A 23,683-nucleotide genomic window follows, 5' to 3' on the forward strand; every position below is an offset into this window, starting at 1 on the left:
CTTTGTTTGCAAGACCTTTGCTTGTAAGATCTAAGTGACAAGTAAGTGCTGTTCTACAATCGTTGCCAGCAATCGAGCAGCGACTTTGCAGCTACGACTATCCACATCAAAGGTTGGGTTGATCTCAGCAATATCTGCCATTTTTACTTTGCCTGATGACACAATCAGCTTGACCATACGCTCAACAAAACCAAGCTCAATACCAAAAGCAGCAGGCGCACTGACACCCGGAACGATACTAGAGGGGAGACAGTCCATATCAATAGTGAGATAAATAATATCAACCTGATCTATGAAGCTTTTGACCTGCTCGGCAATGGTGTCCCAAGGCTTATAATGACAGTCTTCATCACTAATAACCTGTACGCCAAGTTGCTCAGCGCGATCAAAGAGCGCGGCGGTATTAGAAAAGCGACTGACGCCAATACAGCAATAATGAAAGGGCTGATCGTGTGCGTCAAGATGCTCGGCAATCTGGCGAAACGGTGTACCAGAAGTCGCCACATCAGACTGACGAATATCAAGATGGGCATCGAAATTAATAATCCCGATAGTAGGCGCTGTGTTTGTGCTGATAGTTGTATCGTTTGCCTTTTCTAAGGCCTGCCATAATCCCAAAAAGCTACCATAAGCAATGGCATGACCACCGCCAAGCCCGATGGGTAATCCACCTTGCTTGACGATAGTGCTCACTGCATCGGCATATTTGATCTGAGCTTGCTCAAGAATACTGTCGGCAAAGCCATCATTGTCATCACAATGAATGTCGCCAGCATCACCCAATAAGGTTGATAATTGACTATCAAAGCGTTGTTGCAAATCAGCGATGACTGGCAGCGTAGCAAAAGCTCGACGAATCAATGGCGGGGCAGCTCTAGCACCCACGCGTCCTTGATTGCGTCTGACGCCTTGATCACAGGCAAAGCCAATTAGCCCAATATGTTGAGCCTCATAAGGCTGAGCAAGCTGATACCAATAACGGGCGCGTGCAGTCTCAAACGGCTCTGCGCGTCCTGTCCACTGAGTCATATCAGCAGGTGTATGGCAAATGGGTGTGGTCATGTTTGTGACTGCCATCATGGCTCTCCTTTTACCAGCCAATGCTTATTTAGACTCGTACCAGTTCTGACGTAGTTCTTGCCAATGCTCAGCAAGTGTACCGTCTAGTACTAACTGCTTGGCCGCTTCGATATCAGGGGCGAGGTAGCGATCTTTATCATAGAACGTCACTTTCTCACGTAGTTTTTGATGTGCCACAGTCAACGGCTCTGATGTCTCGAGTCCTCGATGAAAATCAATACCTTGACCAGCAGCCAGTAGCTCAATACCTATGATAGTCGCAGTGTTTTGCGCCATCTCATATAGGCGGCGTGCGCAATAGGTAGCCATGGATACATGGTCTTCTTGGTTGGCAGAGGTTGGGATGCTATCGACGCTACCTGGATGGGCGATAGATTTGTTTTCTGAAGCCAGTGCAGCAGCGGTCACATGCGCAATCATAAAGCCTGAGTTGACCCCAGCGTTATCGACTAGGAATGGTGGCAGACCACCTGACAAAGTTGCATCGATCAGCAAAGCGACACGGCGCTCAGACATCGAGCCAATCTCAGCGATAGCCAATGCTAAAATATCCGCGGCAAAAGCGACTGGCTCAGCATGGAAGTTACCACCTGATATGGCGACCGGACCATCTTCATTATTAAAGATAAGCGGATTGTCTGTTACCGCATTAGATTCGATGAGCAGCGTTTTCCCTGCTTGGTTGATGATATCAAGACAAGCACCCATGACTTGTGGCTGACAGCGTAAGCAATAAGGGTCTTGAACGCGATCATCTTGTTCGCCATCGTGCGAGGCACGGATAGCACTGCCTTTGATCAGTTGACGGTGTGCTTTGGCGATCTCTATTTGACCATGATGACCGCGTACTTCGTGAATACGCGCATCAAATGGTGAATCTGAGCCTTTGGCGGCATCAATTGACAGTGAGCCGACGATAGTAGCAGTCTCAAGTAAATCACGCGCTAAGAAATAACCACGTAATGCTAGCGCAGTTGAGACTTGCGTACCGTTGATAAGCGCAAGGCCTTCTTTGGCTGCCAATGTGATTGGCTCAAGTCCATGCTTTGCTAGGGCATCAGCAGCTGGCACTTTTTTACCAGCGACAAACACATCACCTTCACCCATCATCGCAAGTGTCATATGTGATAGTGGCGCTAAGTCACCAGAGGCACCAACTGAGCCTTTGGCTGGGATATTTGGGGTGATTTGATTGTTGATTAAACCAAGTAAACTATCTACCACCTCGCGACGTACGCCAGACACACCTTGTGCTAGGCTAGCAACTTTCATCACCATAATCAGGCGCACCACGCCCTCTGGTAGCGCGTCACCTGTACCTACCGAGTGAGAAATGATTAGGTTACGCTGTAGCAGCTCAAGCTGGTCATCACTGATGCGGGTTTTGGCAAGCAGACCAAAGCCGGTGTTAATGCCGTAGGCGCTCTTATCACGCTCAATAATGGTTTTGACATTGTTATGCGAGGCGTCAATCGCCTCATACGCACTCTCAGGCAAGCTCAATACCACGGGCTGATCGTAGATGTCGCGTAGCATCTTGAAGCTAAGCTGGCGTGGATGTAGGGTAAGTTGTTTGATGTTGCTCATAAGGGTAATCCTAGTTGCATAGACATATAAGTGTTTGTCTTTATAATATTAAGGTAGTTCAAACTATTTGATCATTGGCAGATTTAAACCATAATCTTGCGCTGTCTTAATCGCCAACTCATAACCTGCATCGGCATGACGCATGACGCCTGAGCCGCAGTCATTGACCAGTACGCGTGACAAGCGTTTGGCTGCGGCATCTGTACCGTCCGCCACGATGACCATGCCTGAATGCTGCGAGTAGCCCATGCCGACACCGCCGCCATGATGTAGTGATACCCACGTTGCGCCGCCTGCTACGTTTAGCATACCGTTCAACAGTGCCCAATCAGATACCGCATCTGAGCCGTCTTTCATGCTTTCGGTCTCGCGGTTGGGGCTGGCGACCGAGCCCGTGTCGAGGTGGTCACGACCGATAACGATTGGGCCTTTTAGCTCACCGTTTTTGACCATTTCATTAAATGCCAAACCTGCTTTATCACGTTCGCCAAGACCCAACCAGCAGATACGTGCAGGCAAGCCTTGGAACTGAATACGCTCTTTTGCCATATCGAGCCAGCGGTGGACGTGGGTGTTTTCTGGGAACAGCTCTTTGATTTTTTGATCGGTCTTATAGATGTCTTCTGGATCACCTGAGAGCGCTACCCAGCGGAATGGGCCTTTGCCTTGGCAAAACAGCGGACGAATATAAGCAGGGACAAAACCGGGGAAATTAAAGGCATCTTTGACGCCTTCATCAAACGCCACCTGACGGATATTATTACCGTAATCGGTCGCTGGAATATCCATCGCTTGCAAGTCTAAAATCGCTTGGACGTGTACGGCACAAGATTGAGCAGCGGCTTTGGTGAGAGCTGCATGTTGCTCTGGATCTTCTTGAGCGGACATCCATTCTTCGACCGTCCAGCCGCTTGGTAGATAGCCATTGATCAGGTCATGCGCTGAGGTTTGATCGGTCACCAAATCAGGTTTGATGTCTCCTTCACGAGCGCGCTTAACGATTTCAGGCAAGATATCTGCAGCGTTACCAAGTAGCGCGATAGAGATCGCCTCGCCTGCTTTGGTATGCTGCTCAATCAATTCATAAGCATGGTCAAGATCGCGCGCTTGCTTATCGACATAACCCGTGCGCAAACGGAAATCGATACTAGACTGCTGGCATTCGATGTTCAATGAGGTTGCGCCTGCAAAGGTTGCGGCCAGTGGCTGCGCCCCACCCATACCGCCAAGACCTGCGGTCAAAATCCAACGACCCGCCCAGCTGCCATTATAATGCTGACGACCTGCTTCAACAAAAGTCTCGTATGTGCCTTGCACGATGCCTTGCGTACCGATATAAATCCAGCTACCTGCGGTCATCTGTCCGTACATAAATAAGTCTTTGCGATCGAGCTCATTGAAGTGCTCCCACGTTGCCCAGCGTGGCACAAGGTTTGAGTTGGCAATCAATACGCGCGGTGCGTTCTCATGAGTTTGAAACACGCCCACAGGCTTGCCTGATTGTACGAGTAAGGTTTCGTCATCTTCTAATTCTTTGAGCGACTCTAGGATTTGATCATAGCTCTCCCAGTTACGCGCGGCGCGTCCAATACCACCGTATACCACAAGACTTTTTGGGTTTTCTGCCACATCAGGATGTAGATTGTTTTGTAGCATGCGATACGGCGCTTCGGTCAGCCAGCTTTTACAGTGCAACGTGCTGCCAGTAGGGGCGGCGATATCGCGAGACTCATCACGGCGGGTAAGTTTTTTGTTGGTTCCGTTTTCAGTAGTCATGGTCATATCCTTGTGGTAGCTCATAGGGCGATAAAATAATCAGAGTAAATGTTTTATAGGCAGTCTATAAAGGCATCGAAATATAGAGTAGCTAGATCAAGATTTTTAGACTTGCTATAAGTTGTATATACAAATTATCAAAGATACTTTTTTCATGCAAGGATTTTTGATAAGAATTAGAATTAATGAAAAAAAAGAGCATAACTGATAGAGTGATATGAATAAAAGTTCGCATGATTGTCGTGATATTATGGCGCTACTCTTATTAGCGGAACTGACGGTTTAAAACGAATATGACAAAAACGATTCCGGCGTATCAGCGGATTAAAAATGCGATATTAGACAATATTCACTCTGGCAAATGGCAAGCGGGCAGTGCGATCTCTACAGAAATGGCACTGGCGACAGAGTTTGGTGTCTCACGGATGACGGTGAATCGCGCGCTCAAAGAGCTAAGCGAAGAGCGTGTATTGGAGCGGCGTCAAGGCTCAGGAACCTTTGTCGCGCAGCAGCAATTCAACCATACCTTTGTAGAAGTGCGTAATATCGCAGAGGATCTCAAATCTGCCAATCGCGATTATGAAGCAAAAGTGGTGAGTAAGCGCGCGGTGACTGCTGCTATGCTCGATGATGAGTTGCGCCGTAAGTTTGGTATTGATGAAATGGCTACCGTGACTCATACAGACGCTAGTGATACGCCCGTTTTATACGAGGTGAAAATCATTCACGTTGCAGATGGTCAGCCCATACAATTCGAAGAGCGCTGGGTTGATGCCAAAAAAGTGCCACATTTTATTGATCAGGATTTTACCGTGGTCAATACCAGTGATTATTTGGTTGCCAAAATACCGCTAGAGAGTGGCAGCTACACCATACGTGCGCTTGCAGCACCAAACGAGGTGGCAGATGCGTTGCAGATTGCGCCGCAGTCGCCGACATTGGTATTGCGTCGCCAGACTTATTCAGCCGGTCAAGTCGTCACCTTTGTCAAGATGTGGCATGCTGGTGATCGCTATCAATTCTCAGGTGAGTTGTAGTTTTGCGCTAATGGCGGTCATTACCTGACGCACGCTCACGGAGTTTGTACGCTTTTTTATCTAAAGTAAGATATTATATTTATGAGCAGCGATTGATCCAGTAGCAACTATGAACGTCTGATCGGCTGCCTATTGAATGATCATACGCTATAAAAATTCGAAAATAACAGGGTCGCAGCATTGAAAAATATGCTGACTAACCTCAAATCGAGCAACCAAAGCCGAATGTTGCAGGGCGATTATTATATTGCCCTTTTGTATCGGCTTTTCCCTATTTATTGGCGCTAACTGTTTTCATGTAAACCCTTTTATCTCATTCATCTACTTTTATAAGGACGTCTTATGAAACGTCGTACTCTTTTAGCCCTTGCTGCTAGTACTGTGTTACTTGCCGCTTGTGGTCAGTCTAATACTAATGAAGCTGACACTACTGCCACTGACACCACCTCGACTGGCGGTTCTGATTTGCTGCAACGTATCAATAACGGCGGCACCATTAACGTCGGTACAGAGGGTACATATCCTCCATTTACCTATCATGATGAGAGTGGCAAGCTGACAGGCTATGACGTCGAAGTGACTCGTGCGGTCGCTGACAAGCTAGGCGTTGATGTTGAGTTTAAAGAGACTCAGTGGGATGCGATGCTAGCAGGTTTGGATTCAAAACGCTTTGATATGGTGGCCAACCAAGTCAGCTTAACGACGCCTGAGCGTCAAGCCAAATATGACAAATCTATGGCTTATAGCTGGTCAGGCGCGGTTGCATTGGCACCGACTGATGACAACCGTTATAGCTCTTGGGATGACCTAAAAGGTTTACGTACGGCTCAATCACTCAGCAGTAACTACGGCGAGCTGGCAGAAAAATACGGCGCAGAAATCGTCCCTGTCGATGGTATGGCACAAGCGATCCAATTGGTCAAGCAAGACCGCGCTGACTTCACGATGAATGACAATCTAGCCGTGCTTGATTATCTCAAAAAATTCCCAGATTCTGATCTTGAGATCAAATTGACAGCCCCACCAAGTGAACAAACAGGCTCAGGTCTCGTGCTCATCAAAGGCAACGATGAAGTGGTGGCAAAACTGGATGAAGCAATGGCCGCACTCGCCGCTGATGGTACACTCACCAAACTTAGTAAAGAGTTCTTTGGTGCTGATGTAAGTCAACAAAAGTAATGTTGGCTTCTATCACATCTGTGCTCGCAGAACTATTGGCATTATTGCCATTTATGAGTCCTGATCGAGCACAGATCGTCATCTCGTCGTTTTGGCCAATGCTCAAAGGCGGTATCTATTATTCGATACCGCTGGCATTGATCTCGTTTTCTATCGGTATGGCGATTGCCCTGACCGTTGCTTTGATTCGAATTGTACCGCGTACTGGTTGGTTCCATGAGATCATTTATCGATTGGCTCGTATCTATGTATCCGCGATTCGGGGTACACCGATGCTGGTTCAGCTGTTTATTATTTTCTACGGTTTACCAAGTGTGGGCGTCAAGCTCGACCCGTTTCCCTCAGCGATCATTGCATTCTCGCTCAATATTGGTGCTTATGCATCAGAGACGGTGCGCGCCTCGATTTTGTCGATTCCAAAAGGGCAATGGGAAGCGGGTTCAACTGTCGGCTTGACGTATTTACAGACATTTCGTCATGTGATTTTACCGCAAGCGCTGCGCGTGTCAGTGCCGCCATTGTCTAATACCTTTATCAGCTTGGTAAAAGACACTTCACTTGCATCACTGGTATTGGTCACTGAGCTGTTTAAACAAGCGCAGATCATCACAGCTCGTAACTATGAATTTATGCTGGTGTATACCGAAGCGGCGATTATTTATTGGGGTATCTGTCTGTTCTTGACCTTTATCCAAGGCAAGCTTGAGACTCGATTAGACCGTTACGTGGCAAAGTAAGTCATAGCTGAGCTGCTTGACAAGAGCGCTTAGCAACCGACCATCGTACATATAGACCAGTACAATAGGAATTTTTATGATCAAAGTCACTAATATTCATAAAGCCTTTGGTGGCAATCAGGTGCTAAAAGGCATCGACTTGACCATCAATAAAGGTAAAGTGGTCGTCATATTAGGACCTTCAGGCTCGGGTAAAACCACGTTTTTGCGCTGTCTCAATGCGCTGGAGATTCCTGATAAAGGTGTCATTGCATTTGATGATGACAGCTTAAAAGTTGACTTTGCAACTAAGCCAAGCAAAAAAACGCTGCTCGCTTTGCAGCGCAAATCAGGTATGGTATTTCAGTCTTATAATTTGTTTCCGCACAAGACTGCGATCGAAAATCTCATGCTCGGCCCGACAGTGGTACAAGGTAAAAACAAGGCTGAGATGCGTAAAGACGCGCTGGTATTGCTTGAAAAAGTCGGACTGGCGGACAAAGCTGAGCTGTACCCGTTCCAGCTATCTGGTGGTCAGCAGCAGCGTATTGGGATTGCTCGTGCGCTCGCGATTGAGCCTTCATTGTTATTGTTTGATGAGCCAACGTCTGCACTAGATCCAGAGCTGGTACAGGATGTCCTTGAGACGATGAAGCAGCTTGCCTCTGAGGGCTGGACGATGGTCGTGGTCACTCACGAAATTAACTTTGCCCGTGACGTTGCCGATCATGTAGTCTTGATCGAAGACGGCGTTGTAGTCGAAGAGGGCAGCGCTAAGCAGCTGTTTGAAGACTCAACGCATCCGCGTACGCAGGCATTTTTGCAGCGTATCGAGCAGTAAGCGATTTATATCGTTGCAATATGTTTAGTTAGAAAGAAGCCCATTGAGGGTTTTTTTTGTGTTTATAATTTTAGTTTGACGGTTTTGGATAAATTTTATATAGCCTCTGTTAGCGTAGATACAGCAAGCGAGAAAAATACCTTTTTTAAAAGCCAAGTCGGTAAGGTTAAGAATACATATACTCATACTTGACTATTCTAAGCATCATAGCCACCTTAACAAAATAGTAATATATTAAAACTTTTTTTTATTTATATTGATGTTTTAATAAAGTTAAAAACACTCTTAACCTAGTGCTTAAAGGAGCTGGTTTGAATATTCGTAACGTATCAATTTTCTTTTGCGTTTTGTTGACTGCTTGTCAAGTTACAACCTCTCCTTCGAAAGACATGAAAGTAGCAAAGGACTATTCTCAAAGTACTATGCCTTTAGTTCATTACTCTTCTACTAGTGGTCAGGGTTTATTTTATACTTACCCTTTCAATTTTTCCGATCTCAATGAGAGTGAAATTTTACAAGGTGTAAATGTACAGCTTAAATACGAAAATGAATGTATTTATTTCCAGTATGGCCCACACAAAGCCGTACCGCTGCTACCATACGGGGTTTCGAGCTGGGATAAAAAGAATCAGACTTTAAAATATTTTAATGTCATTTACCAAGTAGGCGATACTATAAGCGCTGGAGGGACTCTAACTTCTAAAGATAATCCTAACGGCTATATTCTAAAAGGCTTAAAAACCACACCTTCAGATAAGTGCAACTTGGATAAGATCTTAGTTTTATTTGGATTGCCAGATGGAAGAGCGTTGCATGATAAATAGTTCTAATTCATAGATTATAAATGATCATTTTAATTTAACTTGAAGTTTATACCATTAATCAAGCCTATCTATTGCGTCGTTTTTTAATCCAAATTTGGCTATCGCACCCTGCCAGACAACCAAATAATAAGGCTAGACCGTTTGCCGTCTTTTAAGCCAGCGAGGAACGCGCGTGGTCGTGCCATTGACCACTGCATTTAACAACGCCGCCAGCAAAATCAGTGTCACGCCCAGATATTGAATCCAAGACAAAGCTTGATGTAGCAGTATCATTGCCAGCGCAATCGCCGTCAACGGCTCAAAAATCGTAAAAACAGACGCACGAGAGGCGGGCAGCTTCTCTAATGCTTTCATATAAAGGCCAAAGGGCACGACAGTACCCAAGAGCGATAGTCCTAATACATAACCCCAAGTCGATAACGGCAAGGTAACTAGCTGCGCGTACGTCTGATACGTTTCAGGCAGTAGTAGCAGCCCGCACGCGCTGATGACCACAGAGGTAAAAAACACCAAAGGAGCTGGATGCGCGTCATGCATCGCGCGCTTACCGAGTACGCCGTATAGTGAGTAGCACATCCCTGCTGCCAATCCGAGCAAAACACCCCAATTGACCTCCGCTTGCTCACCCAGCATCGTCAACCCAACCCCAAAAACCGCCATGAATGCCAGCGCGATAGATTTTCGCGTAATGGACTCACTGAGCAAAAACTTTGAGAATAACAAGCTAAACACAGGCGCGGTATAAAGCAAAGCCACCGCAGGGCCCGCGCCAACATAACTGACAGCAAAAAAATAGCAGACGGACATCCCCAGCACACCAATCAAGGACTGAAGTGCTAGCCCAAACCACTGCTTGGGTCGTAGTTTGATCAGCTGTGGCCATAGGGTCGGTAGCATGGCTAAGATAATCACTGCTGCCGTCACAATGCGTAATATCGTGACTTGCCAACCACTAAAGCCCATTTGATTGAGGTAGGTTGAGAATATCCCAAGCGTCCCCCAGCAGGTTGCCGCGGTGATGATTTGGACAATGCCCATCCATGACTGATGCGAGTGTATCGCCGCTGTACTGTCGATATTTGCCATAATGGTTTCTTCTTACGATCTAAATGACATTGGGCTATAGTCAATCAATATTAAAAGTGGTACAAGGCGGACGAGTGCAAGTGCTACAGTAGTAGGCTAAACGAGTCTAACGCTGTAACATTTTAATAGTGGTTCGACTATATTGCTAAAGCGCCTGTGATGTAAAGGCACCAAGCCATACTGCAATAAGAAAAGACAACCGGTTCAAGGGCTGTCTTTTGTTTGTTATTTCAGTCTATCATTAAAAGATTATAAACTGCTACTAGGGCGTGGTCTAAATTCAATCGACTGTCATTTAAAATGGAAGACATGGCTAGATAGTAGCATTTACACCTGCAGTAAAAAATTACTCAGCAACCGCTTAGCGCCTTCAGTAGCAAAGGATTCAGGGTGAAATTGTACGCCTTGGATTGGGTATTCTTTGTGCTTTAGTCCCATAATCTCATCGCCCGTCAGCGCAGATTCATCAAAGCTTAAATCAGCACGGTTCTCATTGGCGACAACTGAGGTGATCGTTAGGCAGCTTGGGATGGTATCGGCTTTTACCACCAGTGAGTGATAGCGCATGATTTCAAGCGCTTGCGGCAAGTCCTGATAGATACCCTTACCATCATGGCGAATCGATGAGACCTTGCCATGCATCGGCACACTAGCGCGTATCACATCGCCGCCGAACACATGCGCGATACCTTGCATACCGAGGCACACGCCGAGTATTGGCACAGTTTTGCCCAGTTTCTCGATGACCTCGCTACATATACCAAAATAGGCAGGATCATCAGGGGAACCAGGGCCAGGTGAAATGATGATTCTATCAAGATTCATTGCTTCTACCTCTGCGAGGGTAATCTCATTATTGCGCTTCACGGTGACGCTGGTTTCTTTATCATCGCTCAAGGTTTGCAGAATCTCGCCGACATATTGGTACAGATTGAAGGTAAACGAGTCGTAGTTATCGATAATTAAAACATTCATGGGTCATAAACTCTTTGATAAAAATAGGGGTGATTATGGTTGCATAAAGCTGTCTAATACGACTTTCATCGCCGACAGTTTACGCTGAATCTCTAGATACTCATCCTCTGGGTTTGAGTCATAGACATTGCCGCCGCACGTTTGTGCGTAGGCTGACTCGCCACTGATAAATAGGCTACGAATTGGAATGGCAAAGATGCAATCACCATTGAAGTTAAATGAACCCAGCGCGCCGCCATACGCGCCGCGACCATCTGGTTCAAGCTCGTTAATCACCTTAATAGCCTCTACCTTAGGAGCGCCTGATAACGTACCAGCGGGGAAGTTGCTGGCAAGGGCACTGAACATATCTTCGTCAGGGTGCAGGATGCCGACGATCTCAGAGGAAATATGCTGTACGTGCGAGAAGCGCTTGATGTCCATCAAACTACGCACTTTTACCGTGCCAAATCGCGCCACGCGGCCAATATCATTACGATGCAAGTCGACTAACATATTGTGCTCGGCAATTTCTTTATCATCGTTGAGTAGGGCGCGAGCAAGTTTGCGATCTTCTGCTACATCGACGCCACGCTTGGCAGTACCTGCGAGTGGGTAAGTTTCCATCTCGCCTTGACGCAAGCGAAACAGTAGCTCAGGGGAAGCGCCAATGATGCACTGCTGAGCAAATTTCATAAAATACATGTGCGGTGAAGGATTCACCGCGCGTAGTTTTTCATAAATCGGCATCTTGTCGCCAGTAATGCGATATTTGGACTTAAACCCAACCTCACACTGAAAGATACGACCAGAGATGATGTCTTCTTTGACCTGCATCACTACCTTGGCATGCTCCTCTTGACTCATACCATCGCCCAAAAATTCAACGGTGGGCGCTTCGTAACTGGGAACTGGCTCATCAAGTAGGGCTTTGATTTGCTCAATACGATTATTCTGTTGAGCGGTTGGATAATAAAAGTAGAAAATCTCACCCGTCATTTTATCGAGCGTCAATCCATCTAAATAGACACCGAATTTGAACGGCTCAAAGTCGTCACTGGCTTTGGCCGTCAGGCTTGGCTCAAAAAAATTGACGCAGTCATAACCCAAGTAGCCAACGAGACCGCCACTTTGATCACGCGCGATGACGTGCTGCGGCGTGATGGCGCGGAGCAATTGATAAGGATTGTCAGTTTGATAACGAGTCGTTTCAGCCGTTTTATTGTCCGTGATAGCGAGCGTATTACGGTCAAGCGCAGCGATGGTCATCACAGGATCAAAGCCGATGGCATGGTGGCGTGAGATATGACTGTCTTCGCCCAATGACTCGAGCAAATAACAGGTGTCAAAAGCGCTCTCAATACGTTTGAATAATGCAAAAAAATCGATATCTTGCGTGAGCTTGATACGTTGTGGTTTGCTCGGGATATCAATCGGTGCAGGTTGGGTATGTATGGGCGTACTAGCAGTCATAATAAAGTCCAAAATGGTTCAAATATGTGTCAATCAACAATTAATAAAGTAATGAGGAAAAGGGTAAACGGTATTGGGATCGGTGGTTTAAGACCGTTCTCTATGGGTCGCAAGTAATGCACTCACATCATGGCTGTGCATGGCTCTAGCACCGCGAGAGACAGTCGCAATACCAACGCCCAGTTGCTCAGAGATATCACGCTGCGTGATACCTCGATCAAGCAAGTCAAAGATACGAATGCGGTTAGCAATGTCGTGCTGCTCTTTATCTGTCAGCAGGGCACTGAGTAGCTTTTCAATCTCTGTGCTATCAGTACAGTTTGCCAGATGACTCAGTAAGCTGTGATAAGGGTCGGTACTCATAATCGTGGTCTTAATCAAATAAAGTTTTCATCAAAAAACAGTCAGGATAGCCATGATACTTTTGGCTTGTATCAGCATTCTAGTACAGTAGTACAAGAAATACAAGTGATGAGCTAAGTTAATAGCAGGCTGCTATAGACGTGATGATAGAAGTGATGATTTTTAAGCTTTGTTTATATAGATTCAACTCGTGGTTAGCATCATATTCGATAGCATATTTATAGTTAGTACCAAACGTTGCTGCGTTGTATTGCTACGTCCACCTGGCGTACTAAGTACTAGAATTGAGAATGTATGATATTAATTATTGCCAAATTGTTAATACTTAGTTATTATGCCTCTCTTTATCTAAACGCTAATCATTATCATTAGTATTAATAGTGTTATTTGCACGACATGATTGAGTGTTTTTAAGGTAATGAATCTTCTGATAGGCGTTATTTTCAGGACTATTCGATGATAGGTTTTAAAAATAATTCTAATTTTTGACAGTAAATAAAGTGAGTAGATGTGTTATGCGCGAAGTAAAGTTATCTAGCAGATTGACTGTGCTATCTATGGGTGTAGCAGCGGTATTGTGTGCACAAGCTGCCAGTGCTGCAACGGCAGCAGATATGCCAAATACGACGTTGCAAACGATTACCGTGACAGCAAATAGCTCTGTCCGCGATAGTGTACAAGAAGACTCTGTCTATATAGATGACTATACGCCAGCAGCTCAAGCAAGCCATCTGAGCGATTTTCTGGACGTCGTACCGGGGGTAAGCGTAGGCGGTACCTCATCAGTCAACCAACGTATTCGTGTACGTGGTCTTGATGATACCAACCTAAAAGTAACGATTGATGGCGCACGTCAAGAAGGCGCGTTGTTCTACCACATGGGTGATGTCACGATTGATCCAGATCTGCTAAAACAAGCAGAGGTGTCGGTAGGCAATAACTCAGTGACGCTCGGTAATGATGCTATCGGCGGTGCGGTTGCTTTTGAGACAGTCGACGCGGCAGATTTACTTAAGCCTGGTCAAAAAGTAGGTGCTAAGCTGCATGCAGGCTACGGCAGCAACAATGATGAACTGCTAACCTCAGCTACTGTGTATGGTGCGCCAACAGAAAATGTTGATTTACTGGCTTATTATGGCAAACGTGATGCTAATGCTGGTGAAGATGGTAAAGGCCGTAAAATCCAAACGGAAGATAGCGAAGGCGAAAACATCTTATTAAAAGCGGGTGCGTATGTCGGTAGTGATCATCATGTGGGCGCTAGCTTTAGCCGTACTGAAAACAAAGGCAAGTTCCCATTACGTCCAGATTTTCCTGCTGGTGGTTGGAACCCAATCATCCCGCAGGAAGTCAAACGCGATACCTATGCGCTTGACTACGCATACAGTCCTGCCAACCAGTTGGTCAATGTAGACGCCAATGTATATCAGACCAGCACGCAGATTTTGCGTAACTCTGATGGCGTACCTGGGTTTGAGTTTGATGCGGAAGTCAAAACCACAGGCGGCAAAATACAGAACACCAGTATCGTTGATAGCACTATTATCAATGGTTTGCCAGGGACTCATAAGTTCATCGCTGGGGTTGAGCATTACAAAAAAGAATCTGAGATGACACGTGATTTTGGCAAAGCGAGCACTGATGAGGCAACCAATACCTCAGTCTATCTGGAAGACCAATGGCAGATGGGCAAGCTTAGTTTAACGCCAGGCGTCCGCTATGACCGTTATGAATCTCCAGAGTACGTATCGGCTGGCAAGACTTACGACAATGTCGTTGGCGCATTGGCCGCCAGTTATGAGATTGCACCGCGTACCCAGCTATTTGCGAGCTATACGCAGTTATTTAATGGCCCAGATCTTAGCCAAACGATCTTTAATTCCGACGGTGTTGATACCTATGTAAACAATGACCTAAAAGCAGAAGAAGGTGACAATGCAGAAGTCGGTATTGCGACAACGCTGCGTGGTTTGACCATGGCTGATGACTCTTTAAAACTGAGCGCTAAGTACTTTGAAACCAATATCGAAAACTATATTGAGTTCGTACGTGCAGGTGGCAGTAGAACTGGTATGAATTGTACCACTGGGCAACTAGGTACAAGTGCTGCCCCTGAAGCCTGCCAAGGTGTCATCAACAATGACGAAGATTTTAAGATCAAAGGCGTAGAGTTATCAGCTGATTATCGCGCAGATAATTTCAACATGGGTCTAAGCTATGCTCGTGCACGTAGCAAAGGCGAAGATACGGGTTACAATATCTCTTCTGTCAGCGGCAGTGGCTCAGAGTCTGGTGACAAGTACATGGTCAATCTTGGTTACGCTCCAACCAGCACCACCGAGCTTGGCTGGCGCAGTACTTATGTCGCCGATGTGACACCAAATACCGCCGGTGATGACAACGAAAAACCAGGCTATGACGTGCATGATATCTTTATGACTTATGCACCAACTCAAATCGAAGGTCTAAAGGCCACGCTAGGTGTCTACAATATCTTTGATGAGACTTATGCAAGTCATGCATCTCGCAACTCTATCGATGATGCCTATACTGATTTTGAGATGGGACGTAATATCAAAACGTCTTTAACGTATCAGTTCTAATATAGCTTATCTGGTTTGAGTCTAATCGTACTTATAGAGTCAGCTGTCTGTACATGGGAGCTGGCTTTTTATTGCCTACTGGCTTTTGGATTGGCTATAGCAGCAATGACGTGCTAACGGATAAATACCTACCCAAACAACATATAATAAAGAACCAAGACCAATGATTACATTCAATCCTCGTCAAGCCTGCTTGTGGATTCATCGCTATACGGGTCTTGTGGTGGCAGGCTTTTTATTGCTTGCAGGTTTGACAGGGGCGCTGCTCGCTTTTCATCATGAGTTAGATGACTTGTTTAACCATAAACTGGCGCGTGTCGAGGCGCAAAACACGCCGATACAGTCTGTCGCTGCGCTGCATGATAGTGTGATCCGTACCTATCCGCAATATGGTTTTTCAAGTTTGCCGACGACCATTGAGGCGGGCAAGTCAGCGGTGTTTTCGGTAGATAGATGGCGCGGCGGCAAGCCTACCACGCCTGAGCCTGCTTTTAATGAGGTTTATGTCAACCCTTATACCGGCGCGATTATCGGTACGCGTGATAAGGAGGCATGGGCATGGCACAATACCATGTGGAAGGTATTTTGGCTGCATCGTGATTTATTGCTGGGTGATATTGGTAAATGGGTCTTGGGCATTGTCTCGCTAGTTTGGACGATTAATTGCTTTATTGGCTTTTACTTAACGTTTCCTCGAGCAGTCAAATCGAGTCAGTCAAAACAAGTCTCTAGCAAAAAACGCGCCTCGCTGTTTAAGCGCTGGCTACCTGCATGGAAAATCCGTACTAAGACCAATACCTTTAAGCTTAACTATGATTTGCATCATGCTTTTGGTCTGTGGCTATGGGTGATGCTGTTTGTCATCGCGTGGTCGAGCGTTGGGTTTAATCTAAAACCCGTTTATCAGCCTGTGATGCAGGCAGTGGTCGGACTGACGCCAAAAGAAAGAGGGCGACCGCCAACCAAGCCTGAACCGAATAAAACAGTAGAAAATCAGGGTAGGGCAGATAAGTCTATAAACTCAAATACGACTGTTAACGATAGCCGCAATACAGCGGATGCCATTGCTCAAGCAGTCAATAAGAGCAACAGCATTGCCTATCTGAGTGCACAAGCCGATATTGCGGCGCGGCAGAATGGCACGGCTGTACAGCAGTTATTGGGTATCCGCTGGGTTGCAGAGGACGAGCAATGGCAAATGCGTTTCAAAACAGATAGAGATATTGGTACACACAGCGGCGCGTCATCTATTACGGTTGATGCTGCCACAGGAGAGGTTGCGCGTGTTAGTTTTGGTTATCAAAGCGGTTTTGGTAATAAAGTAGACCAATGGCTGTCAACGCTGCATATGGGACATGTAGGTCAAGGTTGGAGCCATCGACTGTATCAAGCATTTTTGGCAATGATTGGACTGGCAGTTGCGGTGCTATCAGGGACAGGTGTGTATCTATGGTGGAAAGGCCGACAGCAGCGTTTAAAGGCGTTGCAAAAGCTCAAATAGATATTAAAACATAAAATTGATGTGCTCAATATAGTGCTAGTACCAATGTACTAGCATTATATTGAGCTTTTTTACATAAGAAGAAGTGGGGTTTTACACCGTATCAACAATCACAGGACGACCCTGATGATTGAGCACAGTCACATCGACATTGTATAAATCTTTCATTGTCTCTTGAGTAATAACATCAGCAGGGCGACCAACAGCCATCACTTCTCCTGCTTTCATTGTAACGACCGTATCGGCAAATTGTGCTGCTTGATTGATATCATGTAGGACGATCACCACGGTTTTTTGCTGGCTGTGGCTAAGCGTACGTAGCTCACGCATGAGTCGACCAGCATGATACATATCTAGGTTATTGAGTGGCTCATCAAGCAATAGATAGGGCGTATCTTGGCAGACAATCATCGCAATCAGCACGCGCTGACGCTGTCCACCTGATAGCGTTGACAAGAAACGCTCGGCAAGTGGCTCAAGCTCAAAGCGTTCGAGGATTTCCTGTACTTTTTGCTGATCTTCTGCGGTTGGTTGTCCTTGATGATAAGGGTAACGACCAAACATCAGCAGCTCATGCACGCGCAGTCGTCCTTGTACATGGTTGTCTTGTCCGAGCATCGCGACCGTCTTGGCAAGTGTGCGCGCCTGACAACTGACAATATCACGTTCCTCATTATCTACAGCGAAGCTCACTTGCCCAGCCTGTAACGGTTGCAAGCGAGCCATGACAGAAAACAACGTCGATTTTCCAGCGCCGTTAGGCCCAATCAAAGCAATGACCTGCGCCGTTGGTAGGGACAACGTAATGTCATGCAAGATTTTTTGTTTGCCAATATGGTGAGAGATATTATTCAGTTTAATCATAATCGTCTTATTTAAAAAGTCTTAGGGCTTTCTTTATCAACAGCATCAGCCAAATAAACAATGTCGGCTAAGTCGTTATAACGAACGGCGCTGGGACATAAATATCAATGCCAAGAACACGAGGCCACCTGCGAGCTCTATCACAACGGACAATACGCCTGCCATATCTAGCACTTGCTCAAAGAGTGTCTGACCCAACACCAAGCAAATCATAGCGACCAAACTGACCAATATCAGCCGCTCAGTATGATACATGTGTCGAGCGATACGATTGGTCAATGCACAAACCAATAGACCAAAGAAAGTCACTGGACCGACCAGTGCCGTGGCTGTGGCGACTAGCACTGCGATAACAGTTAATAGGCCAAATGCCAGACGTTGATAATGGATACCAAGGTTAATGGCTTGGGCTTGTCCGAGCATCAGCACATCGCATTGGTAGCGCCAGCGCCAGACAAACACCGCAGTGATGATACAGATAAATAGGCTAATGCCTAATAGCTGAGGATTGACCGTATTGAACTGCGCGTAGCTAGCGGACTGTACGACCACAAAATCATCAGGGTTAATCAGCCGTGCAATGAGTGCTGATAAACTGCGGAACAACACACCAAAGATAACGCCCACCAATATCAAGCGTGTCAGATCCTGACTGCTTTTAGAAAATAATAGCTTAAATAATAATAAAGATGCCCCAAACATCAGGACAATCTCTAGCGTGAACTTGGCAATAGGATCGAGACTGGTAAAACTAATCGCCCCTAAAAAGAAAACCAGTAAGCTTTGTAGCAAAACATAGAGCGAATCAAACCCGAGTAGGGAGGGCGTTAGAATTGGATTGTGAGTCAACGTTTGAAACAATAACGTCGACACGCCAATCGCATAGCCAACCACCATCAGTGCCAGCAGTTTTTTGCCGCGTAGCGGTAGCGCAAAGTCCCAATAGCCATTGACATTGAGTGTCATAAACAAGGTCATCGAGATCAGTAGAATAATAGCTGCAATGGATTTCGGATGCGCAGCTATCCATGCCCAAAGCTTTGCCAACTGACCTTGGGCAGCAGCTGAATACTGACCATCTGCTGCAGATGAGTTATCTATCGCTGTGTTGGTTTCCGTAGAACGAGCCTTTGTGGCACTAAGCTTAGTTGATGAGAACATAAATAAATCCTATGATGCCAAGCTTATCTAAATAAGGCAAAAAATGAACGACGGTAAGTGAGTGGTTAATCGATTAAAGATTGCTGTTTTATTATTCAGCTTTACTGCTTAGTCTTATTGCTCAGCTGGCGCGCGCAGTAATAGCCATAAAAACAGCACTGTACCGACCACGCCAAATATGGTGGCAACAGGCACTTCAAATGGATAGCGAATCGAGCGACCGATAATATCGCACAGCAATACTGCCGAAGCACCAAGTAGCGCGACTGCAGGCAAGCTACGACGCAACTTATCTCCCATCAGTCGGCTCACAATGTTTGGCACGACGAGGCCAATAAAAGGAATCATACCGACCGTCACGACGACAACGGCACTCATCATGGCCACCATCCCCACACCAATCCACGTCACTTGGCGTTTACTAATACCTAAGTTCAAGGCGATATTGTCACCCAAACCAACGATGGTTAGCTTATCGGCGATGATATAGGCGAGTACACACAGCGCGCCCGTGAGCCACAAAAGCTCATAACGACCTGCCAAGACGCCTGAGAAATCCCCAAACTGCCACACGCTGAGCATCTGTAGCGATTCGGTTTGATAGGCGATAAAGGTAGTGACTGCTTCGATAATGCCGCCGAAGACAATACCAATCAGTGGAACCATCAAAAAATCAGTCGGCGGAATACGGTGAATCAATAGCATAAATAGCATCATGCCGAATACAGCGGCGATGGTCGCTACGCTCATCTTCACAATGAGCGCACTGGCAGGAAATAGCAGACTGACTACCAGCAAACCGAGCGCGGCGCTTTGGGTAGCACCGACCATGGACGGCTCTACAAAGCGGTTTTTTAGCACCACTTGGATGATCATTCCCGCCACTGCCATCGCAATGCCCGTCAAAATAATCGCAACGGTGCGCGGGATACGGCTGACCAGTAGTAGCGAGCTATCAGAGTTTGCACTATGACTAATGATACTTTGTAAGATACCCGACCACGAAAAGTCAGCCACACCAATAGATAAGCTCAATAACACCAAAAGCCCCATGATAATGAGGCTTGCGGTGTTGATTAACCACGGTGGCATGGCAGCACGTCGATATTTCGAGCCTAAAGTATGGCTAGCGCTTCCTTGCCAATTTGATACTGGCAGAGAAGCGTTAGGTTTGAGCCTAGCACGAGCACGGTGTGAAAATAACGACATAATCTTTATTGGCTTAAAAATGAGCAAGGTTAACGGTAATAATTACCTACTTGTGCAATAATCGCTTGTATAGAGAACGACGTTATTTAGCGTTAGCAAAAGCATCTTTAATCGTTGTGAGATCCTGCATCCATTGGTAATAGCCACCAAACGCTAGGTAAGAGTCTGGGCTTAGATAAACCACTTGCTGCTTGCTCCAAGCGTTGGTTTGCGCGACCAGCGGATTGTCCAATACGGCTTTGGCACCGATACCATCTTCACCAATCGCGGCGCTGCGATCGATAACAAACAACCAGTCTGGGTTGGCTTTTTGGATATATTCAAAAGAGACCGGCTGTCCATGAGGGGCATCGGCAATTTGCTTATCTGCCATTGGCACATCTAGCACCGTATGGATAAACCCGTAACGAGATTTATCGCCATATGCTGACATTTTATTGCCATTAACCATAACGACCAGACCAGTGCCTTTATCTTTAGTGACACCCTTTGTCTCGTCAATAAGCGTATCTATGTTTTGTTGCAATCTAGCGGCCTGATCGCTTTTGCCAAACAACGCACCCAAATCATGCAAACGCTGCTTACTCGACTCATAAATATTAGCCGTGTCGATAGACATATCCAACGTCGGCGCGATGTTTGACAGCTCATTATACTTTTCTGCCATGCGTGAGCCCACCAATATTGCTTGTGGTTGCATGGCATTCAATGCCTCAAGATCTGGCTCAAACACAGTGCCGACCGCTTTTGGTTCAGGCTGCGTTTTTGAGTGTAAATTGTCTAACAACAAACTGCCTGGCATACCGTCAACAGCCACATCTAGTGCTGCCAAGTCTTGCATCAAGGTCATGTCATAAACCACCAACGGTGAGGGACTCATTGCCAATTCAACATCACCCTTAACCGTATTCACCGTGATTTTTTCAGCAGAGACGGCATCGTTATTGGCCACGTTTGACGACTCATTGGCCGTTTGATTGGTAGCTGTAGCATCAGCGGTGTCAGTCTCAGGCGAGCTACAACCTGTCACACTGATAGCAGTGACTAGAGCTGTCATCATCAATAATGGACGTTTAAAAATAGGATTAGTACGACGGTGTGATAATGGGGTAGTAGACATAAGGGACTCGGTATATCAGGATGTTTAAGCAGTCTGTTAATAAGACAACTGCACAGGTAGCACAATAGAAATAGAAAATGATGAGAGCAGCTGGGCAGAGTAATGCTCATATCAAAGGGGTGCCGATAGAGCGCCTGTCAGTTTTACTCTCTAGCCTTATTCTTTTGGGTTGAGCGTTTTATGGTTTGGATATTTTTATGGGTATCAGTTTTTGATCATGATACGGAAAAACCAAACAGCCGTTATGATAAAGTAGTTGAGACTCATTATCAATAATAATAATGATAATGATTTTTATTGACGATAAGTATTTATCTAAAAGACTTATTAAAAAAGCGAGCTAAATACGGGCGAGATGGCAGTAATGCTCAATAGTTATAGGACATCTGTCAGAGATAAGAGGCAATGAGTTCACAAAGCAAAGAAAATATTATAAATTATTATTGATAATAATTATCGTTTGCATTATTATCAACGCCATTCCACCTCGGATAATAAACATTAGGCTGTTATGAGTTCAACGGATTTAGAGACACCACCAACCAGATTGATACTGCTATCTCTTCTCGTAGTAGTAGGGCTGCATGTACTCACCGCAGTCGCCTTGGCGGTGATCAAAACGCCCAAACCACAGCCTGCGCCAAAAGAAGATATCACGCCTGTCGAAATAGAGTTTGTGACGTTACCTGCTAATAATGCAGTAGCGAAAGTAGAAACGAAAGAACCTGTGCAGCAGGTCAAAAAGGTCACCGTCAAAAAAGAAGTGCAACCTAAGCCTGTACAAAAGCCAAAAGCAGAGCCACCGCCTAAGAAGCATGTCGAGACACCTATAGAACCAGCGAAGCCTGTGGTGAAAAAAGTATCTGAAACACCGCCAATCATCGCAACCGAAAAAACATCTACTGAGAGTAGTCAAAAGCCTGTACCAAAAGAAGCAGCACCCAAAAAGATCAGCCCAGAACCGACAGTTGATACATCAGCTGCTGATGAACAGCGCAAAGAGGCTGCTGCTCGAGCCAAAAAAGCCGCTCAAGAAGCACAAGACAGAGCAGCGCAAGAAGCCAAAAGAGTCGCGGATGCTAAGGCTGCGGCACAAGCAAAAGCTGCTAGAGAAGCAGAAGCCGCCGCCCAAGCACAAGCCGCTAGAGAAGCAGCTGAGGCAGCTGCGGAAGCTGCTGCTCGAGCACAGAGTAATGAGCCTGTAAGCTTTACTGCGAGCGCTGCCAATTGGGCCTCTGCGCCAAACTTTAGCTTTCCTGATCGTGCGGCACGTAGAGCGCGTTCAGGTGATACGCTCAACGTGGTATTGGTATTGCGTGTCAATAAACAAGGTGGTATCGATAGCGTGCGAGTGGCGCAGTCTTCAGGCAATACTTTGCTGGATAAAGAAGCCCAGCGTCAAGTACGCTCTGGCAAGTTCAAACCCTTTACCAAGAATGGCGCACCCGTGGTGGGCAATGTGACCTTGCCGATCAGCTATGCGGTTCCTTAAGTATTTATATTTTATAACAACGTATTTATTGATAATCTTTCATAATAAGACAAGGCATGATACTCATTTTAGTAGCATGTGATGGCATAAAACATTAAGGAGTCTGATATGGACTTTATGCAATACTGGCAGATCAGCGACATGGTGACAAAGACGTTATTCTTTTTGTTACTTGCGTTATCTATTCTCTCTTGGGTGACAGGTATCGTCCGCGTATTGCAAAGTCGCAAACTGGCGACCAGTGTAGCAGATGACTTGAGTCAACAACTACAAGCAAAGCAGGCCGATTTGGTCGGCTCCGATGCTGCCGCTCGTCGTTTGGTCACTGAACAGACGTTACTCAAGCACATAGGGCGCTACCGTTTTGCCAGCGAGCGCGGCTTACCTATTCTTGGAACGACGGCAGCGATCGCGCCATTTATCGGCTTATTTGGCACGGTGTGGGGCATTTTCCACGCGCTGCATAATATTGGTATGAGTGGACAGGCAGGATTGGGACAAGTGGCAGGCCCCGTTGGTGAGGCACTAATTATGACGGGTCTTGGTATCGCTGTGGCTATTCCAGCTGTGGTGTTTTACAACCTAGCAGTACGTATCAATCGCCGTGTGATGTATCAAGCCAATGATAGAGCACATGATCTGTTGTCCGGGTCTGCTGAGCCTGTGCCATCGTCTACTAGCCCGAATGCGGGCGCAACATCGGTGCAGGCGGTTAAAGGCAATCGCTCAAATACTATCGATGCAGCAGTAGACACGCAGCAAGCGCGCCACTACAGCAGCTCTGTGGCAGAATAAAAAAGCACCTCTTGGTGGCATG

General features: G+C 46.2%; 20 protein-coding genes. 9 read left to right on the forward strand and 11 right to left on the reverse strand.

Annotation, left to right across the window (positions count from 1 at the left end; genetic code table 11):
- Positions 1 to 30 precede the first annotated feature (30 nt).
- The 3 genes from hutG to hutU form a co-directional block, all read right to left on the reverse strand.
- Positions 31 to 1,062, reverse strand: coding sequence for a formimidoylglutamase (gene hutG, locus GYK50_RS03190; RefSeq protein WP_071003668.1), 1,032 nt, complete (start codon positions 1,060 to 1,062; stop codon positions 31 to 33).
- A gap of 42 nt (positions 1,063 to 1,104) precedes the next feature.
- A complete protein-coding gene (gene hutH, locus GYK50_RS03195; RefSeq protein WP_071002171.1) occupies positions 1,105 to 2,667 on the reverse strand; it encodes a histidine ammonia-lyase in 1,563 nt (520 codons plus the stop codon).
- 63 nt (positions 2,668 to 2,730) lie between these two features.
- The gene (hutU, locus tag GYK50_RS03200; RefSeq protein ID WP_212564262.1) at positions 2,731 to 4,443 is read right to left on the reverse strand and encodes a urocanate hydratase; all 1,713 of its coding nucleotides are present in this window, start codon (positions 4,441 to 4,443) and stop codon (positions 2,731 to 2,733) included.
- Between the two features lie 293 nt (positions 4,444 to 4,736).
- On the opposite strand from hutU, the gene GYK50_RS03205 reads away from it, so the two are divergent.
- The 5 genes from GYK50_RS03205 to GYK50_RS03225 all read left to right on the forward strand — a co-directional run bounded on the left by GYK50_RS03205 (position 4,737) and on the right by GYK50_RS03225 (position 9,040).
- Positions 4,737 to 5,480 (forward strand): UTRA domain-containing protein, encoded by a 744-nt coding sequence (locus GYK50_RS03205; protein WP_212564263.1) that lies wholly within the window; start codon positions 4,737 to 4,739, stop codon positions 5,478 to 5,480.
- A 342-nt stretch (positions 5,481 to 5,822) separates the two neighbouring features.
- Positions 5,823 to 6,659 carry an amino acid ABC transporter substrate-binding protein gene (locus GYK50_RS03210; protein ID WP_071002168.1) on the forward strand — a complete coding sequence of 279 codons (837 nt, stop codon included), beginning with the start codon at positions 5,823 to 5,825 and terminating at the stop codon, positions 6,657 to 6,659.
- Positions 6,659 to 7,396 (forward strand): amino acid ABC transporter permease, encoded by a 738-nt coding sequence (locus GYK50_RS03215; RefSeq protein WP_071002167.1) that lies wholly within the window; start codon positions 6,659 to 6,661, stop codon positions 7,394 to 7,396. Before GYK50_RS03210 ends, GYK50_RS03215 begins: the two co-directional genes overlap by 1 nt.
- A gap of 76 nt (positions 7,397 to 7,472) precedes the next feature.
- Positions 7,473 to 8,216, forward strand: a complete 744-nt coding sequence (locus tag GYK50_RS03220) for an amino acid ABC transporter ATP-binding protein (protein ID WP_058024436.1) — start codon at positions 7,473 to 7,475, stop codon at positions 8,214 to 8,216.
- A gap of 311 nt (positions 8,217 to 8,527) precedes the next feature.
- Positions 8,528 to 9,040: a hypothetical protein gene (locus GYK50_RS03225; RefSeq protein ID WP_152978606.1), complete on the forward strand. Its 513-nt coding sequence runs from the start codon at positions 8,528 to 8,530 to the stop codon at positions 9,038 to 9,040.
- A 132-nt stretch (positions 9,041 to 9,172) separates the two neighbouring features.
- On the opposite strand, the gene GYK50_RS03230 is transcribed toward GYK50_RS03225, so the two are convergent.
- The 4 genes from GYK50_RS03230 to GYK50_RS03245 form a co-directional block, all read right to left on the reverse strand.
- Positions 9,173 to 10,126, reverse strand: a complete 954-nt coding sequence (locus GYK50_RS03230) for a DMT family transporter (RefSeq protein ID WP_186473863.1) — start codon at positions 10,124 to 10,126, stop codon at positions 9,173 to 9,175.
- A 327-nt stretch (positions 10,127 to 10,453) separates the two neighbouring features.
- A complete protein-coding gene (locus tag GYK50_RS03235; protein WP_186473865.1) occupies positions 10,454 to 11,101 on the reverse strand; it encodes an anthranilate synthase component II in 648 nt (215 codons plus the stop codon).
- Positions 11,102 to 11,134: 33 nt separating this feature from the next.
- Complete coding sequence (locus tag GYK50_RS03240) at positions 11,135 to 12,553, reverse strand: anthranilate synthase component I family protein (RefSeq protein ID WP_212564264.1); 1,419 nt, start codon at positions 12,551 to 12,553, stop codon at positions 11,135 to 11,137.
- Between the two features lie 87 nt (positions 12,554 to 12,640).
- Positions 12,641 to 12,916 carry a Trp family transcriptional regulator gene (locus GYK50_RS03245; protein WP_093070521.1) on the reverse strand — a complete coding sequence of 92 codons (276 nt, stop codon included), beginning with the start codon at positions 12,914 to 12,916 and terminating at the stop codon, positions 12,641 to 12,643.
- A gap of 515 nt (positions 12,917 to 13,431) precedes the next feature.
- On the opposite strand from GYK50_RS03245, the gene GYK50_RS03250 reads away from it, so the two are divergent.
- Both GYK50_RS03250 and GYK50_RS03255 read left to right on the forward strand, forming a co-directional pair.
- Positions 13,432 to 15,519 carry a TonB-dependent receptor domain-containing protein gene (locus tag GYK50_RS03250; RefSeq protein ID WP_186473869.1) on the forward strand — a complete coding sequence of 696 codons (2,088 nt, stop codon included), beginning with the start codon at positions 13,432 to 13,434 and terminating at the stop codon, positions 15,517 to 15,519.
- Between the two features lie 163 nt (positions 15,520 to 15,682).
- Positions 15,683 to 17,020, forward strand: a complete 1,338-nt coding sequence (locus GYK50_RS03255) for a PepSY-associated TM helix domain-containing protein (protein WP_093070516.1) — start codon at positions 15,683 to 15,685, stop codon at positions 17,018 to 17,020.
- A 93-nt stretch (positions 17,021 to 17,113) separates the two neighbouring features.
- Here the strand turns inward: GYK50_RS03255 and GYK50_RS03260 are convergent, their stop codons facing one another.
- The 4 genes from GYK50_RS03260 to GYK50_RS03275 all read right to left on the reverse strand — a co-directional run bounded on the left by GYK50_RS03260 (position 17,114) and on the right by GYK50_RS03275 (position 21,374).
- Positions 17,114 to 17,884 (reverse strand): iron ABC transporter ATP-binding protein, encoded by a 771-nt coding sequence (locus tag GYK50_RS03260; RefSeq protein WP_093070513.1) that lies wholly within the window; start codon positions 17,882 to 17,884, stop codon positions 17,114 to 17,116.
- Between the two features lie 75 nt (positions 17,885 to 17,959).
- Positions 17,960 to 19,045 (reverse strand): iron chelate uptake ABC transporter family permease subunit, encoded by a 1,086-nt coding sequence (locus GYK50_RS03265; RefSeq protein ID WP_093070511.1) that lies wholly within the window; start codon positions 19,043 to 19,045, stop codon positions 17,960 to 17,962.
- Between the two features lie 114 nt (positions 19,046 to 19,159).
- Complete coding sequence (locus GYK50_RS03270) at positions 19,160 to 20,137, reverse strand: ABC transporter permease (RefSeq protein ID WP_071002159.1); 978 nt, start codon at positions 20,135 to 20,137, stop codon at positions 19,160 to 19,162.
- Positions 20,138 to 20,336: 199 nt separating this feature from the next.
- Entirely contained in the window at positions 20,337 to 21,374 is a 1,038-nt protein-coding gene (locus GYK50_RS03275) for a siderophore ABC transporter substrate-binding protein (protein WP_093070508.1), read from the reverse strand.
- A 511-nt stretch (positions 21,375 to 21,885) separates the two neighbouring features.
- Here GYK50_RS03275 and GYK50_RS03280 point away from each other — a divergent pair.
- Positions 21,886 to 22,866 carry an energy transducer TonB gene (locus GYK50_RS03280; RefSeq protein ID WP_212564265.1) on the forward strand — a complete coding sequence of 327 codons (981 nt, stop codon included), beginning with the start codon at positions 21,886 to 21,888 and terminating at the stop codon, positions 22,864 to 22,866.
- A gap of 108 nt (positions 22,867 to 22,974) precedes the next feature.
- Positions 22,975 to 23,661: a MotA/TolQ/ExbB proton channel family protein gene (locus GYK50_RS03285; protein ID WP_071002156.1), complete on the forward strand. Its 687-nt coding sequence runs from the start codon at positions 22,975 to 22,977 to the stop codon at positions 23,659 to 23,661.
- Positions 23,662 to 23,683 lie beyond the last annotated feature (22 nt).

It is taken from the genome of Psychrobacter pacificensis (assembly GCF_018336615.1).
In the GTDB taxonomy this organism is placed as follows: domain Bacteria; phylum Pseudomonadota; class Gammaproteobacteria; order Pseudomonadales; family Moraxellaceae; genus Psychrobacter; species Psychrobacter pacificensis.